Origin of the sequence: Actinoplanes sp. DH11 (assembly GCF_020873875.1) — a bacterium.
GTDB lineage: Bacteria > Actinomycetota > Actinomycetes > Mycobacteriales > Micromonosporaceae > Actinoplanes.
Window position 1 is genome coordinate 245,303 of the sequence record NZ_JAHWGU010000009.1, and the last position, 15,295, is coordinate 260,597.

Annotated in this window: 14 protein-coding genes and 1 pseudogene; 6 read left to right on the plus strand and 9 right to left on the minus strand. The window is 70.9% G+C overall.

Annotation, left to right across the window (positions count from 1 at the left end):
* Positions 1-105: 105 nt before the first annotated feature.
* The 4 genes from LPA41_RS15890 to LPA41_RS15905 all read right to left on the minus strand — a co-directional run bounded on the left by LPA41_RS15890 (position 106) and on the right by LPA41_RS15905 (position 3,462).
* Positions 106-1,026 (minus strand): CDP-alcohol phosphatidyltransferase family protein, encoded by a 921-nt coding sequence (locus LPA41_RS15890; protein WP_229071147.1) that lies wholly within the window; start codon positions 1,024-1,026, stop codon positions 106-108.
* 161 nt (positions 1,027-1,187) lie between these two features.
* Positions 1,188-1,889, minus strand: a complete 702-nt coding sequence (locus LPA41_RS15895) for a hypothetical protein (protein WP_229071148.1) — start codon at positions 1,887-1,889, stop codon at positions 1,188-1,190.
* Positions 1,890-1,996: 107 nt separating this feature from the next.
* Positions 1,997-2,746 carry a hypothetical protein gene (locus tag LPA41_RS15900; RefSeq protein WP_229071149.1) on the minus strand — a complete coding sequence of 250 codons (750 nt, stop codon included), beginning with the start codon at positions 2,744-2,746 and terminating at the stop codon, positions 1,997-1,999.
* 20 nt (positions 2,747-2,766) lie between these two features.
* Complete coding sequence (locus LPA41_RS15905) at positions 2,767-3,462, minus strand: ABC transporter ATP-binding protein (RefSeq protein ID WP_229071150.1); 696 nt, start codon at positions 3,460-3,462, stop codon at positions 2,767-2,769.
* A 99-nt stretch (positions 3,463-3,561) separates the two neighbouring features.
* Between LPA41_RS15905 and LPA41_RS15910 the strand changes: the two genes are divergently transcribed.
* From LPA41_RS15910 to LPA41_RS15920, 3 genes and pseudogenes are all read left to right on the plus strand, one after another.
* The gene (locus tag LPA41_RS15910) at positions 3,562-4,602 is read left to right on the plus strand and encodes a histidine kinase (RefSeq protein WP_229071151.1); all 1,041 of its coding nucleotides are present in this window, start codon (positions 3,562-3,564) and stop codon (positions 4,600-4,602) included.
* A pseudogene (locus LPA41_RS15915) lies at positions 4,599-5,249 on the plus strand (response regulator); the annotation flags it as partial. The gene LPA41_RS15910 and the pseudogene LPA41_RS15915, both read left to right, overlap by 4 nt.
* Before the next feature lie 653 nt (positions 5,250-5,902).
* Positions 5,903-6,247: a nuclear transport factor 2 family protein gene (locus tag LPA41_RS15920; protein ID WP_229071152.1), complete on the plus strand. Its 345-nt coding sequence runs from the start codon at positions 5,903-5,905 to the stop codon at positions 6,245-6,247.
* 112 nt (positions 6,248-6,359) lie between these two features.
* Here LPA41_RS15920 and LPA41_RS15925 read toward each other — a convergent pair whose 3' ends face one another.
* Positions 6,360-7,211: a PfkB family carbohydrate kinase gene (locus tag LPA41_RS15925; protein WP_229071153.1), complete on the minus strand. Its 852-nt coding sequence runs from the start codon at positions 7,209-7,211 to the stop codon at positions 6,360-6,362.
* Between the two features lie 356 nt (positions 7,212-7,567).
* Here LPA41_RS15925 and tuf point away from each other — a divergent pair, with 356 nt between their 5' ends.
* Positions 7,568-8,758: an elongation factor Tu gene (gene tuf, locus LPA41_RS15930; RefSeq protein WP_229071154.1), complete on the plus strand. Its 1,191-nt coding sequence runs from the start codon at positions 7,568-7,570 to the stop codon at positions 8,756-8,758.
* 61 nt (positions 8,759-8,819) lie between these two features.
* On the opposite strand, the gene LPA41_RS15935 is transcribed toward tuf, so the two are convergent.
* From LPA41_RS15935 to LPA41_RS15945, 3 genes are read right to left on the minus strand one after another with little or no spacing between them, the layout of a single operon-like run.
* Positions 8,820-11,030 carry a cation-translocating P-type ATPase gene (locus tag LPA41_RS15935; RefSeq protein WP_229071155.1) on the minus strand — a complete coding sequence of 737 codons (2,211 nt, stop codon included), beginning with the start codon at positions 11,028-11,030 and terminating at the stop codon, positions 8,820-8,822.
* Positions 11,031-11,040: 10 nt separating this feature from the next.
* On the minus strand, positions 11,041-11,967 hold the full coding sequence (locus LPA41_RS15940; RefSeq protein WP_229071156.1) for a hypothetical protein: 927 nt from the start codon (positions 11,965-11,967) through the stop codon (positions 11,041-11,043).
* Entirely contained in the window at positions 11,964-12,176 is a 213-nt protein-coding gene (locus LPA41_RS15945; protein WP_229071157.1) for a heavy-metal-associated domain-containing protein, read from the minus strand. The genes LPA41_RS15940 and LPA41_RS15945 overlap by 4 nt, the downstream gene beginning before the upstream one ends.
* Positions 12,177-12,265: 89 nt before the next feature.
* Here LPA41_RS15945 and LPA41_RS15950 point away from each other — a divergent pair, with 89 nt between their 5' ends.
* Positions 12,266-12,562, plus strand: coding sequence for a metal-sensitive transcriptional regulator (locus tag LPA41_RS15950; protein ID WP_229071158.1), 297 nt, complete (start codon positions 12,266-12,268; stop codon positions 12,560-12,562).
* 654 nt (positions 12,563-13,216) lie between these two features.
* Here LPA41_RS15950 and LPA41_RS15955 read toward each other — a convergent pair.
* Positions 13,217-14,293, minus strand: coding sequence for an XdhC family protein (locus tag LPA41_RS15955; RefSeq protein WP_229071159.1), 1,077 nt, complete (start codon positions 14,291-14,293; stop codon positions 13,217-13,219).
* Between the two features lie 80 nt (positions 14,294-14,373).
* Between LPA41_RS15955 and LPA41_RS15960 the strand changes: the two genes are divergently transcribed.
* Positions 14,374-15,294 (plus strand): xanthine dehydrogenase family protein subunit M, encoded by a 921-nt coding sequence (locus tag LPA41_RS15960; RefSeq protein WP_229071160.1) that lies wholly within the window; start codon positions 14,374-14,376, stop codon positions 15,292-15,294.
* Position 15,295: the final 1 nt, after the last annotated feature.

Sequence of the window (15,295 nt, forward strand, 5' to 3'; positions counted from 1 at the left end):
GTCCCGGTCCCGCCCGGCTGCCGCCGCCTCGCGCCCGGCCGCCGCTGCCTCGCGCTCGGTTGCCGTCGCCTCCGGACCGGTTGTGGCTCGGCGGGCTTCCGCTGGTCAGACCAGGGCGGGCGCCTGCGCCACTTCCCCGGCGGCGCCCTTGCCCTCGAACGTCGCCAGCCGCCGGTTGAAGGTCTTCGTGGTGGTCCAGAGCTTGAAGACGAGCAGCGACTCGAAGGCGAGCAGCAGCACGCCGGAGATGAGTGTGGTCGCCACGATCTGGCCGATGAGCGGTCCCACGATGAAGACGAACATCATGAACTCGATACCGCTGAACAGGTGCGCGCGGATCCGCTGGCGCAGCAGCAGGTTCCGGATCCGCACGAACAGGCTGTACTTCGTCCGGAAATCGCCGTGCACGTCGACCGTGGCGCGGGCACTCTCGGCGTCGGCGAGCATCGCCTCGGTCGGCGCCTCCTCGTCGGTCTCCTCCACGTACTCCGGCGTCTTCGTCCCGGCCGCCAGCGCCGCCGTGATCAGCCGGTCCTTCATCGTCAGCTTGACCTTCGACATCTGCAGCGCGTTCAGATAACGGAACATGTCGAGGAAGATGACCAACGTCGCGAGCAGCGGATAGATCACCTCGTCGGTGCGCAGGTACTGCCCGCCGAATAGCCCGAACGCGCACGCCAGCACCCGGAGCCGGTCGAAGACGTAGTCCAGCCACGTCCCGAAGAGCGACCCCGACCCGGTCAGCCGCGCAATCTTCCCGTCCATGCAGTCCAGCACGAAGCTCAGGTGGTAGAGCACCGCACCGGCCAGCAGCCACATGTAGTCCTGCTGCCAGAAGCAGTACGCCGATCCGAGCCCGACCAGGAACGCCCCGAACGTCAGCCGGTTCGGAGTGACCCAGCGCCACGGCGCCACGAGCCAGACCAGCCGGGAAGCCAGCGGGTCGACCAGCCAGACGGTCCACCAGGCGTCCCGGCGTTTGTATGTGCGCTCGCGAATCGTCGCCAACGTCGGTCGTTGTGCCATGCCGTGTCTCCACCGATGGGCCGCAGGTATATGAACACGCGAAGGCGAACACCTTGCCTGCGCCCGACCGACACATGCACATAAGTGAGCCCCCGCGCTCGGCAGACATGATCTACGAAGTTGCTGAGAGTATCCAGAGTTGATCCTGAGAACGGCACGAGTTAGGTATCTAGGTAACGCAGCGTCATCGCGGCGCCGCCAAGGGCTACCAGAGCCCATGCCGCGGAGGCCGGATCGACATCCGCGATCCAGGCCGTCACTTCCCCACCAGCCGGCTGTCCGTTCTCACCGCCCGCACCGGTCACCGGGCCCGCGGGGAGCACTGCGGCGACATCCGGCAGGCGCGCCCGGACCAGCGGGACAACAATGAGGTACGCCGTGAGCACCACCCCCGCCGCGACCACCCCGTGCCGCAGGATCAGACCGGCACCGCACGCCGCCAGAGTGGCGAAGGTCAGATAGCCGGCCGCTCCGGGCGCCCCGGCCGTGGCCGCCGTGACAGCCGCGAACGGAACCGTCAGCGCCAGCAGCGCCAGAGCCTTCGCCATCGTCAGGGTCGCCCTCCGCGGCATGGCGAGCAGGGTGGCATGGATCTGCCGCCCGCGGTCGTGCTCCTGCGTCGCCGCGAGCACCCCGAGAACCAGGAAACCGGCCTGCGTGTGCACCAGCACCGACCCGGGCAGCTCGGCAAGGCGGAGCAGCAGGGTAACCGCCCAGGTCAGCGTCAGCGTGATCCAAACCGACGGCAGAGTGCCCAGCTTCGCCACCTCGGCCCTGATCGTGGCCACGACAGTGCCCACCGGAACCAGGCCCGCGCTCCACGTCGAGCCCGCCTTGACACTGCGAGGCGCATTCTCCGCCATGCCTCCCGTCCGTTGATTGCCGGAACTGCGCTCCACTGGGGGATGACCGCCGGTCAAGCGCCCCGCCGGATCATTTCCGGTCATGCGTCCCACCGGCGGATTCGCGGTCATGCGTCCCGCCGGTTGAAGAGTGCCGCAGCGACCGCCAGCAGGCCGGCCACCCAGGCGGACATCACCAGGCCCGCGGTCACGGGAGCTATCTCCACCGGGACCTCGATGCTCCGGAGGAACATGTGTGCCCCCACGACGTCCGGCAGGTAGGCCGCCCAGGGCGTCACCTTGGTCAGCAGATAGGGCAGGGAGACGACCGTGCTGTTGACGATCAACACGGTCAGCGTGACGATCCCGTTGCGTGCGAGAAGCGTGATCGCATAGGCGAGCAGGGCGATCAGAACCCAGTAGAGCACCGCGGCCGCCGCCCGGCCCGGCTGCGGCGCGGGTATCAGCGAACCGTGCACCCACCTGGTGATCACCAGTGTGGCGACGGTGGTGAGCAATCCCTGCACCGCGACCACGAGCGACAATGCCGTCCCCTTGGCGATGAGCAACCGCTCGCGTCGCGGCGTGGCCAGCAGTGTCGCGGTCAACTGCCGGGCACCTGGCACGTCGTCGCCGGTCGGCGTGAACTCACTGCTGACCACCACCACGCCGAGGATCATCGCGCCGAGCACCCCGATCCCCAGGTTCTGGAAGGCCAGGTCGGACGCGTCTCCGGTCAGACCCTCGGCGACCGCCCGGCGGGTGGCCGAGGCGTTGAGCCCCACCAGCACCGGCGCCGCGAGCAACCCCAGCACCAGGCCCACCCAGGCTGTCCGCAGGCCGAGAAGTTTGCGCAGCTCGGCATGGACAAGGCTCACCATCTGGACCCGGCCGCCGCTCACCACTTGCTCGTCCCTGCGGTGAGGGCGAAGAACGCGTCTTCCAGGGTCAGATGCCCGGCGGACACCTCATCGACCGTGCCGCTCGCCACCACCCGCCCTCGATCGATGATCACCACGTCGTCGGCTATCCCGGAGAGCTCGCCCATCAGATGGCTGGAGAGGAGCACGGTGCGTCCTTCGGCGGCGGCGTCGCGCAGGAATGCGCGCATCCACCTGATGCCCGCGGGATCGAGTCCGTTGACCGGCTCATCCAGCACCAGCACCGGCGGATCGCCGAGCAGGGCGGCCGCCAGCCCGAGCCGCCGGCTCATGCCCAGCGAGAACCCGCCGGCCCGCTTGCCCGCCTCGTCGGTGAGCCCGACCAGGTCGAGCACCTCCGCGACCCGGGATCGGGGCAGCCGGTTGCTCGTGGCCATCCAGCGCAGGTGGGCACGCGCGGAACGGGCCCGGTGCGCCCCACTGCCGTCGAGCAGGGCGCCCACCACGGTCAGTGGGCGGCTCCACTCGGCATAGCGGCGGCCGCTCACCAGGGCGGTGCCACCCCGGGCCCGGTCGAGGCCGAGCAGCACGCGCAGGGTGGAGGTCTTGCCGGCGCCGTTGGGGCCGAGAAAGCCGGTCACCCGGCCGGGCCGAGCCTCGAAGGAGACGTCGTGCAACCGGCCTGGGCGGCTCAGATGGTCGATGGCGATCATTGCTCCAGTCAACCGGGGCGAATGATCGTTCACATCGGACCGTGACCCCATCTTTGCGGCCGGGTCTAAGACCCTGGTCTGGGGTTTACAGTCGGCAGCGTGGTTCCTCGCACCCGGCCGACCTGGAGTAATCGGGCCGTGCCCATCCTCGCCGCCGTCGCCACCGTGCTGGTGCTCGGGCTCTGCACCGTGGGCGTCTCCGGTCCGCTCGCCCGGGTGATCCCGGCGCTGATCGGCGGTGCCGCGGTGGCCACCGTGGTCTGGGCGGTTCGCCGCTGGCGTGCCGACCGCGCCGACTACGAGCGGCGGCTCACCGAGTGGGCGGCCACCGAGGCGGTTCTGGCCGAGCGGCTGCACATCGCCCACGACCTGCACGATGTCGTGTCGCACGGGTTAGGCCTGATCACCGTGCGCGCGGCGGCAACGCAGCACCTTCCCGCTACCGAGGAGGTGCGCGAGGCACTCACCGACATCGAGGAGACGAGCCGCACCGCCACGGCCGAGCTGCGGCGCATGCTGATCGTCCTGCGCGAGCCGGATCAGGCCGGCCCGCGTGCCCCGCTGGAGAGCCTGGCCGACCTGCCCGGCATCGTCCGGTCCGCCGAGGCCGCCGGCCTGCGGCCCCGCCTCACCGCCGAACCACTGGGTGGCGTGACGGCCGGAGTGCAGGTGGCGGTCTGCCGCACGGTCCGTGAAGCACTGAGCAACGTCGCGCGCCACGCCGGCCCTACCGGGGTGGAGGTGCAGGTGCACCGAGACGGCTCGTTCGTGCAGGTCGTCGTCTCCGACGAAGGACCCGCCCACGGTTGGCATGCCGCGCCCGGTGCGGGGCACGGGCTGGCTGGCTTACGAGAACGCATCGGCAGTCTCGGCGGCACCCTCACCACCGCGCCTGCCGGAGGCGGCTTCCGGCTCGCCGCCAGGATCCCCGACGATCCGGCAGCCGACGATCCCCATCCCACCGCGCAGCATCCTGGAAACTCCGCAGACGGTGGGTTCGGAGGCGTCGCACGGGTGTCGGACGGGCGTGCGGGTGGTGGGCCTGGAGGCATCGCACGGGTGTCGGAGGGCCGTGCGGGTGGTGGGTTACCAGAGACCGCGCGGGTGCCTGACGGTTCTGCGTCGGGGTTTCGGGCATGACGCGGGTGCTGCTCGTTGATGACCAGAAGATGCTTCGGCGCAGCCTTGCGGCGATCATCGACAAGGAGCCGGACCTGACAGTGGTCGGTCAGGCCGGCGACGGTGTGGAGGCGCTGCTCCAGGCGCGGGCGACGCGGCCGGATGTGGTGCTGATGGACGTACGCATGCCGCACCTGGACGGTCTTGAGGCCACCCGGCGGATCTGCGCCGACCCGGTGCTGGCGGATTGCCGCGTGCTCGTGCTGAGCATGTTCGAGCTGGATGAGTACGTGTATGAGGCCCTGCACGCCGGTGCGTCCGGTTTCCTGCTCAAGGATGCTCGACCGGCGGAGCTGCTCGATGCGGTGCGGCGTACCCATCGAGGCGAATCCCTCTTCGCGCCTTCAATCCTGACTCGCCTGGTCGCTCACTATGTGGCGGCACCCCGACCGGACCGGCCCGCCGGTTCCCTGCCGCATCTCACCCGCCGCGAGGTCGACGTGCTGGCCCTCATCGGCGCCGGCCTCTCCAACGAGGAGACGGCCGCCGCCCTGGTGATAGCAGTCAAGACGGTGAAGTCGCACATCACGAACCTGATGGGCAAGCTGGCAGCACGTGACCGGGCGCAGTTGGTGATCGCCGCCTTCAACGCCGGGTTGGTCCGGCCCCGGCCTGCGGGCCGGCAGCCCGTCCTCGGTAAGGCCGATACGCCAGGTGAGAACGATGCCTCCGGTCCTGCCGCAGCGACCGGTGTGCTCGACGCGGGGGAGCTGTCCATGCCGCCGGTCATACCGATGCGCGCGGGTCCCTGAGCGAGGCGGGTCTCTCAGCCGCGCCGGGTTGCTGAGCGGGGCGATGCGGGGCCGGGTTGCTGAGCGGGGCGATGCGGGACCGGGTTGCTGAGCGGGGCGATGCGGGACCGGGTTGCTGAGCGGGGCGATGCGGGACCGGGTTACAGAGCGCGACGATGCGGGGCCGGGGTTGCTCAGCGTGGCGAAGCGGCGGGGACGGGCGGACGGGAAGGCCAGGACACTGCGGCGAGCCGGTACAGCGTCGGGAAGCTCGTTCGAAAGGGTTACGGGCGCGACTCCGGTCCCGGGGGCGGGCGGAAAGAATGGCGCCTCAAAACGTACGATCAGGGGGTCTTGAAGCGCCGCGAACAGCGGAACTGAAACGGTTGCCGGTATGTCCCGTGGCCGATGGGGCGCATCGCTCCCGGGCGTCCGGACAGATATTCCGGAAACGCCGGACATGGCCGGGCGATCGATGGCAGGCACATCGGGCCGTCGACAGGCCCGCTTGCCGATGTCAGGGTGGTGGCATGACTGACATCGATGTCGCGGAGATCAACAAGGCCCGGTTCCTGGACGCTTTCGGCCGGTTCGCGGCGGGGGACACCGCTGTGCTGTTCGAGATTCTGCGTGCGGATTTCTTCTCGCACACACCGGGCGCCCCGGCCGGGCGCGACGCCTGGATCGAGTTCATCAGGAACTCGCCGGTCGCCACCGCCGAGATCGAGATCCAGCACGTGGTGGCGGACGACCAGTTCGTGGTGGCGCACTACCGGCTGACGGCCGAGGACCTGCGGGAGGCGGTCGTCGACATCTGGCGATTCGAGAGCGGCCTGATCGTCGAACACTGGGACGTGACACAGACATTGCCGTGACCGGAAAGCGCCGGAATTGCCGAAAGCACCGGAAACCGGAAAGAACCGGAAAATGCCGGAACAGCGCCGGAACAGCGCCGGCCGAGGGAAGACGCCAGGTGAAAAGGAGCCGTCACACCTCGGAGGACAATCCCGACAGGTCAGGGCGGCCGCCGGGGTGACCGACCGTGGCGCCGGAGGCCCGTACCGCGAACCGGGCCGCCTCCTGCGGTGACCGCCCGCGCAGCAGGGCGACCGTCAGCGCCGCCGTCAAGGCGTCCCCGCCGCCGGTGGTGTCGACCACCTTGTCGTCGGTGAGTGGCACGAAGACCTCGCCGTCCGCCCAGGTGAGCACGTTGCCGTCGGATTTGGCGACCATCAGCATGACGCTGTCCGGCACGTCGCCGAGCATTTCCGCCTCCCGTTCGTCGGCGCGCACCACGTCGGCCAGCTGGAGGAGTTCGTCGCGTTCGGCGGAGTCCGGTGCGCCGTCGAGGACGACCATCGCGCCACCGGCCCGGCCGTGCCGGGCCGCGGCGAGGGCGGCGGGCCCGGGCTGCTGGAGCTGCACGAGGACGGCGTCGGCCGCGCGCAGGGCCTCCGCCGCCGCGTCCACGTCCGCCACCGTGAGCAGCACCTCGTCCGGCAGGTGCTGGAGGTAACGCCAGCCGCCGTCCGCGTCCAGGGCCTCGACGATCAGCCCGGTCGGCGTGCCGGGCCGGCAGACGACGTGGCTGACGTCGATCCCGTCGCGGCGGGCCTGTTCCAGCAGGTCCGCACCGACCTGGTCGTCGCCGCGCACCGCGAGCAGCGCCGGGCGGGCCCCGAGCTGGGCGAGGGCGACGGCCTGGTTGGCGCCTTTACCGCCGAGCATTTCGCGCCGCAGCCGGGCGTCGGCCGACGTGCCCTGCTCCGGCATCTCGTCCACCATCAGTACCAGGTCGCGGGCGAGTTGCCCGACCACCACCACGTCGAGGGAAGCCATGATCTACCGCTACCCCGAACACGCAGCGTGACACCTGAAATGTCCCGCTCGTCGGTGGGGAAGTGCCGCCGCTCACGAAAGGGGACCCCGCCGGAACCCGTACCCGATTAATCGTTGGCACTCGATTTCAGCGCGAGCTAATCTCCCAGCATGTTCCTCGCGCCCGGTCTGCAGCTGCCCCTCGTGGTGGCTCCCGTGTGCGCGAATGCCGGCGTCGATACGCGAAGCTGACCCTTCCCCACCAGCAGCAGAACCCAGGGGAAGGGTGTCCGCACGCTGCGCGGTTCTGGCGCGCCCCGGCTGGCATCGGGGCACGCAATACCGATATGCCTCGCATCCAGTGAGGAAAGAAGACAATGGCCAAGAGCCAGTTCGTACGTAACAAGCCGCACCTCAACATCGGCACGATTGGGCACGTCGACCACGGCAAGACGACGCTGACCGCCGCGATCACGAAGGTTCTCGCGGACCGCGACCCGGCATCCAACCGGTACGTCGCGTTCGAGGGGATCGACAAGGCGCCGGAGGAGGCCGCCCGGGGCATCACCATCACCATCGCGCACGTCGAGTACGAGACCGCCACCCGCCACTACGCCCACGTCGACATGCCGGGGCACGCCGACTACGTGAAGAACATGATCACGGGGGCGGCGCAGGTGGACGGCGCGATCCTGGTCGTGTCGGCGATGGACGGCGCGATGCCGCAGACCCGGGAGCACGTGCTGCTCGCCCAGCGGGTCGGCGTGCCCTACCTGGTGGTGGCGCTGAACAAGGCGGACGCCGTCGACGACCCGGAACTGCTCGACCTGGTCGAGCTGGAGGTGCGGGAACTGCTCGGGGAGTACGGGTTCCCCGGCGACGAGGTGCCCGTGGTGCGGGTCTCCGCGCTGAAGGCCCTCGAGGGCGACCCGCGCTGGGTGGCGTCGATCGACCGGCTGCTCGGCGCCGTCGACGAGTACGTGCCGATCCCGCCCCGCGAGCTCGGTGAGCCGTTCCTGATGCCGATCGAGAACGTGCTGTCGATCAGCGGTCGTGGGACGGTCGTGACCGGCAAGGTGGAGCGTGGCACGCTGACCGCCGGTTCGCCGGTCGAGGTCGTCGGCCTCGGACCCACGGTGAGCAGCGTCGCCATCGGGCTGGAGACGTTCGGCAAGGTGCTGGAGTCGGCGGAGGCCGGCGACAACGCCGCCGTCCTGCTGCGCGGGGTGAAGCGCGAGCAGGTGCAGCGGGGCCAGGTCGTGGTGGCGCCGGGTTCGGTGCGGCCGCACCGGGTCTTCCGGGCCCGGATGTACGCGCTGACCGCCGCCGAGGGTGGCCGGCACACGCCGTTCGAGGCGAACTACCGGCCGCAGTTCTACCTGCACACCACCGACGTGTCGGGCGGGCTGGACCTCGGCGACCGTGACCTGGTCATGCCGGGGGACACCCTGGACGACGTGACGGTGACGCTCGGCAAGGAGGTCGCGCTGGAGCCCGGCATGGGCTTCGCGGTCCGTGAGGGCAACCGCACGGTCGCCGCCGGCACGATCACCGCCGTGCTCGACTGAGAAGACCCGGTGGCCCGGCCTCGAGGCCGGGCCACCGGGGACGGCGGGTGGGGCGTGGCTGTCAGACGGTGGCGGAGAACCGGCGCAACCGCAGGCTGTTCGCCACCACGAAGACCGAGCTGAACGCCATCGCCCCGCCGGCGATCATCGGGCTGAGCATGCCGGCCGCCGCCAGCGGCAGAGCCGCCAGGTTGTAGGCGAACGCCCAGAACAGGTTGCCCTTGATGATCCGCAGGGTGCTTCGCGACAACCGGATGGCGTCGGCCGCGGCGGTCAGGTCCCCGCGTACCAGCGTCAGGTCGGACGCCTCGATCGCCACGTCCGTGCCGGTGCCCATCGCCAGACCGAGATCGGCCTGTGCCAGGGCGGCCGCGTCGTTGACGCCGTCACCGGCCATCGCGACGACCCGGCCCTCCGCCTGCAGCCGCTTGACGGTCGCCACCTTGTCGGCGGGCAGCACCCCGGCGATCACCTCGTCGATGCCGACCTCGGTGGCGACCGCCCGGGCGACGGTCTCGTTGTCGCCGGTCAGCAGGATCGGGCGCAATCCCAGCTCACGCAGCCGGGCGACGGCCGCCTTGCTGGTCGGCTTCACCGCGTCGGCGACCGCGAACACGCCGCGGGCCGCGCCGTCCCAGCCGGCGACGACCGCGGTGCGGCCGGCGGCCTCCTGGTCTGCCACGGCCTGCTCGACCTCGGCGGCAACGGTCCAGCCCTCCCGGCCGAACAGGGCGGGACGGCCGGCCAGCACGTCGTGGCCGGCGACGGTGGCCCGTACGCCCAGGCCTTCGAAGCTGGTGAAATCCTGCACCGGGAGCGGATCGCTCAGCTCGGCGGCGATCGCGGCGGCGATCGGATGTTCCGAGGCCGACTCGGCGGAGGCGGTGAGTCGCAGCAGCTCGGCGGCGTCCTGGCCGGGCGCCGGGACGGTGGCGGCCAGGGTCATCCGGCCGGTGGTCACGGTGCCGGTCTTGTCGAGCACGATGGTGTCGGCGCGACGGGTCGACTCGAGGACCTCGGGGCCCTTGATCAGGATGCCGAGCTGGGCGCCGCGACCGGTTCCGACCAGCAGGGCCGTCGGCGTGGCGAGCCCCAGCGCACACGGGCAGGCGATGATCAGGACGGCGACGGCGGCGGTGAACGCGGCCGTCCAGCCGCCGCCGGTGCCGAACCACCAGCCGAGGGTCGCGACCGCCAGGGCGATGACGACCGGCACGAAGACGCCGGAGATGCGATCGGCGAGCCGCTGCACGTCGGCCTTGCCGGCCTGGGCCTCCTCGACCAGGCGGGCCATCTGCGCGAGCTGCGTGTCGCCGCCGACCCGGGTGGCCCGCACGACCAGCCGCCCTCCGGCGTTGACCGTCGCACCCACCACGCTCGCGCCCGGACCCACCTCGACCGGGACGCTCTCCCCGGTCAGCATGCTCACGTCAACGGCCGAGGAACCCTCCTCCACCAGGCCGTCCGTGGCGATCTTCTCGCCGGGGCGGACGACGAAGCGGTCACCGGCGCGCAACTGGGCGACCGGCACGCGTACCTCTCGCCCGTTCTCCAGCACGGTGACGTCCTTGGCGCCCAGCTCCAGCAGCGCGCGCAGCGCGTCACCGGCACGGCGCTTGGACCGGGACTCGAAATAGCGGCCGGCCAGCAGGAACATGGTGACGCCGGCGGCGGCTTCGAGGTAGATGTTGCCGGCGCCGTCGCTGCGTTCCACGGCGATCCGGAACGGGTGCGTCATGCCGGGCTCGCCCGCGGTGCCGAAGAACAGCGCCCACAGCGACCAGCCGAACGCGGCAAGGGTGCCGAGCGAGACGAGGGTGTCCATCGTCGCGGCGCCGTGTCGCAGATTGATCAGGGCGGCGCGGTGGAAGGGGTAGCCGCCCCAGACGACGACCGGGGCGGCCAGGGTCAGGGAGGCCCATTGCCAGTACTCGAACTGCCACGCCGGGACCATGGCGAGGAGGATGACGGGGATGCTCAGGACGACCGAGACGATCAGCCGGGTGCGGAGCGGGTCCTTCTCCGCTGCCGCCGGCTTCTCGGCGATGGCCGGCTCGGCCGCGGTGTACCCGGTCTTCTCCACGGTGGCGATCAGATCGGCCGCGCTGACCTGGCCGTCGACGGTGACCGTGGCCTTCTCGGTGGCGTAGTTGACCGTGGCGGTCACCCCGTCCATCCGGTTCAGCTTCTTCTCGATGCGCGCCGCGCACGAGGCACAGGTCATCCCGCCGATGGCCAGCTCGATCCGCTGGGGCGCTGTCCGCAAGGTCATGACAGGTTCCTCAACTGTGGGTGTGGCCGGTGTCGGCGGTGAACTCGGCGGTGTGCACCTTGCCGTCGTGCTGGAAATCCAGGTAAAGACGGTAGACCCCGCCGGACGGGACCTCGGCCTTGAAGGCCAAGCTCTCCGGGTCGCTCGGGTGCACGTGCAGGTAGGCGAGGTCGCCCTCCCGCAGCACGACCAGGTGGCCGCGAGCGCCGAGGTAGGGCTCCGGTGTCACCTCCGCGTTCTGCCGGCGGACGGTGAACGCCGGGTTCGCCAGGTCGCCGTCGAGCGTCACCGTGTACCCGTCGACCTCCGCGGTACGCGCCGGATGGGGGAGCGGGACCGGCCGGTAGTCGCCCGGCGCCGGCACGTCGACACCCAGGGTCAGCTGGTGGCCGGCGGTCTCGAAGTCGGCGAAGACCCGGTACTGCCCGGGGGCGCCCGCCCGCAGCGGGACGGTCCAGGTGCCGTCGGCCTTCCGGGTCGGGTGCACGTGCTGGTAGTGGGCGAGGTCGCGGCGGACCACGATGAGGTGCAGTTCCTTCTCGTGGCTCACGGTGTAGTCGGTCACCGGCCGGCCCTGCTCGTCGAGGATCCGGAACTCGAACGGGCGTGCCGCCGTGGTGCTCAGCTCCGTGGAGACCGGGCTGAGGCGGTAGCCGTCCTGAACGCTCTGCAACCCGGCCGGCGTCGCGTCGTCATGCCCGCCCCCGCTGTCCGCGCCGTGCGCCTCCGTCGCGGGTTCACTGTGCGCCTCGGTCGCGGGTTCACTGTGCGCTCCGGGTGCCGGTTCACTGTGCGTCCCCGCTCCGGTGTGTGCGGGTGCCGGTGCCGCGGCGGGTGAGCTGTTGTCCGGCCCGATCGCCGCACCGGCCCCGGCGGCCGCCCCGAACACCGCGAGCAGCCCGGCCACGTACGCCGTCAGCCGCACCGCCGTCCTCATGAATCCGCCCCCAGCTCGTATCCGGCCTCGTCCACCGCCGCCGCGACCACCGCCCGGTCGAGCGGCTCCGCGCTGATCACTGTCACGTTCCCGGCGGCGAGGTCGACCCGCACGTCGCTGACACCGGGAATGCGGCTCACCTCCCCGCTCACCGCGTTGACGCAGTGCGAGCAGGTCATGCCGGAAACGGGGTACGTCGTCGTCTGCATGGACCCAGCGTACACATACCCGGTAGGGGTATCGCAAGTGCCGACCTTCAGCAGCTCGTCATACCCCTGGGGGGTTGTAACATGAGGGCATGACCAATCCCGCTCCGACGCGCGGCTACACGGCCACCAAGGACAACCTGCAATCCCGGCTGCGGCGCATCGAAGGGCAGGTGCGCGGCATCGAGCGCATGGTCGACGACGACCGCTACTGCATCGACATCCTCACCCAGATCTCCGCGATCCAGGCCGCACTCGACAAGGTCGCCCTCGGCCTCCTCGACGGCCACGCCCGCCACTGCATGCACGAGGGCGCCCAGGAAGGCCGGGCCGACGAGATGGCCTCGGAATTGATGGCCGCGGTAGGCCGCCTGATGAAACGCGGATAAAGGCCGATAAAGGAGTACGGGCTACCCCGTCCCACCACCGGACCAGCCCTCCCGCAGGCCCAGCACCCTGACGTCCATGCCCCGGCGCATTTCGCCGCCGGCCCCGGCGCGACTCACCGCCGGCCCCGCTCGACTCGCCGCCGGCCCCGGCGCGACTCACCGCCGGCCGCGCTCGACTCGCCGCCGGCCCCGGCGTGACTCGCCGCTGGCTGCGCTCGACTCGCCGTCTGCTCTGCTCGACTCGCCGCCGGCCCGGCCTGTGACCGGCGGTGTCCCTGTGCCGCGGCCGGCGGCGTCGGGTCCGCGCATCGTTGTTGATCTGCTAGCGATGCGAAATCGCGGTTTAAGCCCCATGATCACAGCGATTTCGTAGCGCTAGCAGATCAACATCTCGACAGGGACGGCGGCCGGCGCCACCGGGGGTGGGAACCGGGGGACGCGGCGTTGACGCGCCGGCGGGGTCGGCTGGAGGGCGATCGGGATGTGGCGCGGGTGGCGGCCGGCTGGGCGGTGATCAGGTGCGGCGTGGGTGGGGCCGGCTGGAGGGCGATCGGGGTGTGCTGTGGGCGGCCGCCGGCTGGGCGGTGATCGGGGTGTGGCGCGGGCGGGGGTCGGCTGGAGGGTGATTTGGGGTGTGGCGCGGGCGGGTGGCTGTCAGGTGCCGTGGATGGGGGCTGTCAGGTCGGTCAGCGGGGCGCCGGAGCCGCCCCAGGTGAGGGCTACGATCTCGGCGGCCACGGCGACGGCTGTCTCCTCCGGGGTGCGGGCGCCCAGGTCCAGGCCGATCGGGGCGCGCAGGCGGGAGAGGGCCGCTTCGGAGACTCCGGCCTCGCGGAGCCGGGTGAGCCGATCCTCGCAGGTGCGCCGACTGCCCATCGCGCCGATGTACCGGGCGGGGGTATGCAGGGCGACCTGGAGCAGGGGGATGTCGAATTTCGGGTCGTGGGTGAGCACGCACAGTACGGTGCGTTCGTCGACCTCGGTGGCCTCCAGGTAGCGGTGCGGCCACTCGACGACCACCTCGTCCGCGTCGGGGAAGCGGGCCGGTGTGGCGAAGACGCCGCGCGCGTCGCAGACGGTCACCCGGTAGCCGAGGAACTTGCCGATCCGGGCCACCGCGGCCGCGAAGTCGATCGCACCGAAGACGATCATCCGGGCCGGTGACGCGTAGGACTGGACGAAGACCTCGCGCTCGCACGCCTGCACGATCGCGGACCGCCCGTGCGTGAGCAGCCCGGCCGCCTGCCGCGCCGCCTGCCGATCCAGCTCAGGGTCGCCGAGAGTGCCGGCAACACCGGCAACACCGGGATCGCCGTCGGGACCGCCCGGAAGGACCACCAGCTGCGCGCCCGGCACCGAAGCCGTCGCGACCGGCCGGCCCTCGCTGATCGCGGCGAGCACGTCGTCGAGGCCGGTCAGCGCGGACGACGGCTGGATCATGATCTCGATCGTGCCGCCACAGGTCAGGCCGGCTTCGAGGGCGTCGCCGTCGCTCACCCCGTACGTCTGCGTTTGTGCCTTGCCGGTCTCGATGACCTCCTGGGCCGCGGCGTGGACGGCGCCTTCGACGCAGCCGCCGGAGACGCTGCCGATGACCTCGCCGGCCGCGTTGACGGCCATCGAGGCGCCCGGTTGCCGGGGCGCCGACCGCCAGGTGGCGACCACCGTGGCCAGGGCGAACGCGGTGCCCTCGGCACGCCAGGCGAGCAGGCCGTCAACGATGTCGCGCATTCCAGGAACGATCCGTGATCTCCGAGCCGGAAGTCAAACGCTACTTAAGTGAACGCTTAGGTCACTGTTGACATTGGACGATGGTCGCGGAAAGGTCTGCGCGAATTCGCGGGAGGTGCAGGGTGCAGGTGCCGGCTCCGTTCGAGTACGAACGTGCCACGAGCGTAGATCAAGCCATTGGACTGCTGGAGCGACTCGGAAATTCGGCGAGGCTGGTGGCCGGCGGTCACAGTCTGCTGCCGATGATGAAGCTGCGGCTGGCGAACTTCGAGTATTTGATCGACATCAACGATCTGCACGGCGAGCTGGGCTACATCCGGCTCGGTGCCGGCGAGGTACGGATCGGCGCCATGACCCGGCATCGGGAGCTGCTGGAGTCCGACGCCCTGGCCGAGGTGTTCCCGATCTTCCGGGACGCGGAGCGGGTGATCGCCGACCCGATCGTGCGCAACCGGGGCACGCTCGGCGGTTCGCTCTGCCAGGCGGACCCGTCGGAGGATCTTTCCGCGGTGTGCACGACCCTGGACGCGAGCTGCGTGATCCGGGGGCCGCGGAACACCGAGCGGGTGGTCAGCATGGAGGAGTTCCATGTCGGGCCGTACGAGACGGCGGTCGCCGACAACGAGATCCTCACCGAGATCCGGATTCCGGTGAAGCCGTACGCCTCGGGCAGCGCCTACGCCAAGGTCGAGCGGCGAGCCGGCGACTGGGCCGTGGTGAGTGCCGGCGCGGCCATCTGGCTCGACGCGGCCGGCCGGATCGCGGATGCCCGGGTCGGCCTGGCCGCGGTCGGCCCGAACACCACCGGCATCCCGGAGATCTCCGCCGCGCTGCGTGGCCAGGAGCCGGCCGAGGCGCTGTACGAGCTGGCCGGCGCGATCGCGGCCCGCACCTGCGACCCGGTCACCGACACGCGTGGCTCGGCCGACTACAAGCGCCACCTGGCGGACGAACTGACCCGGCGCACCCTGCGCACCGCCGTGTCCCGGGCGAGGAGCTGAA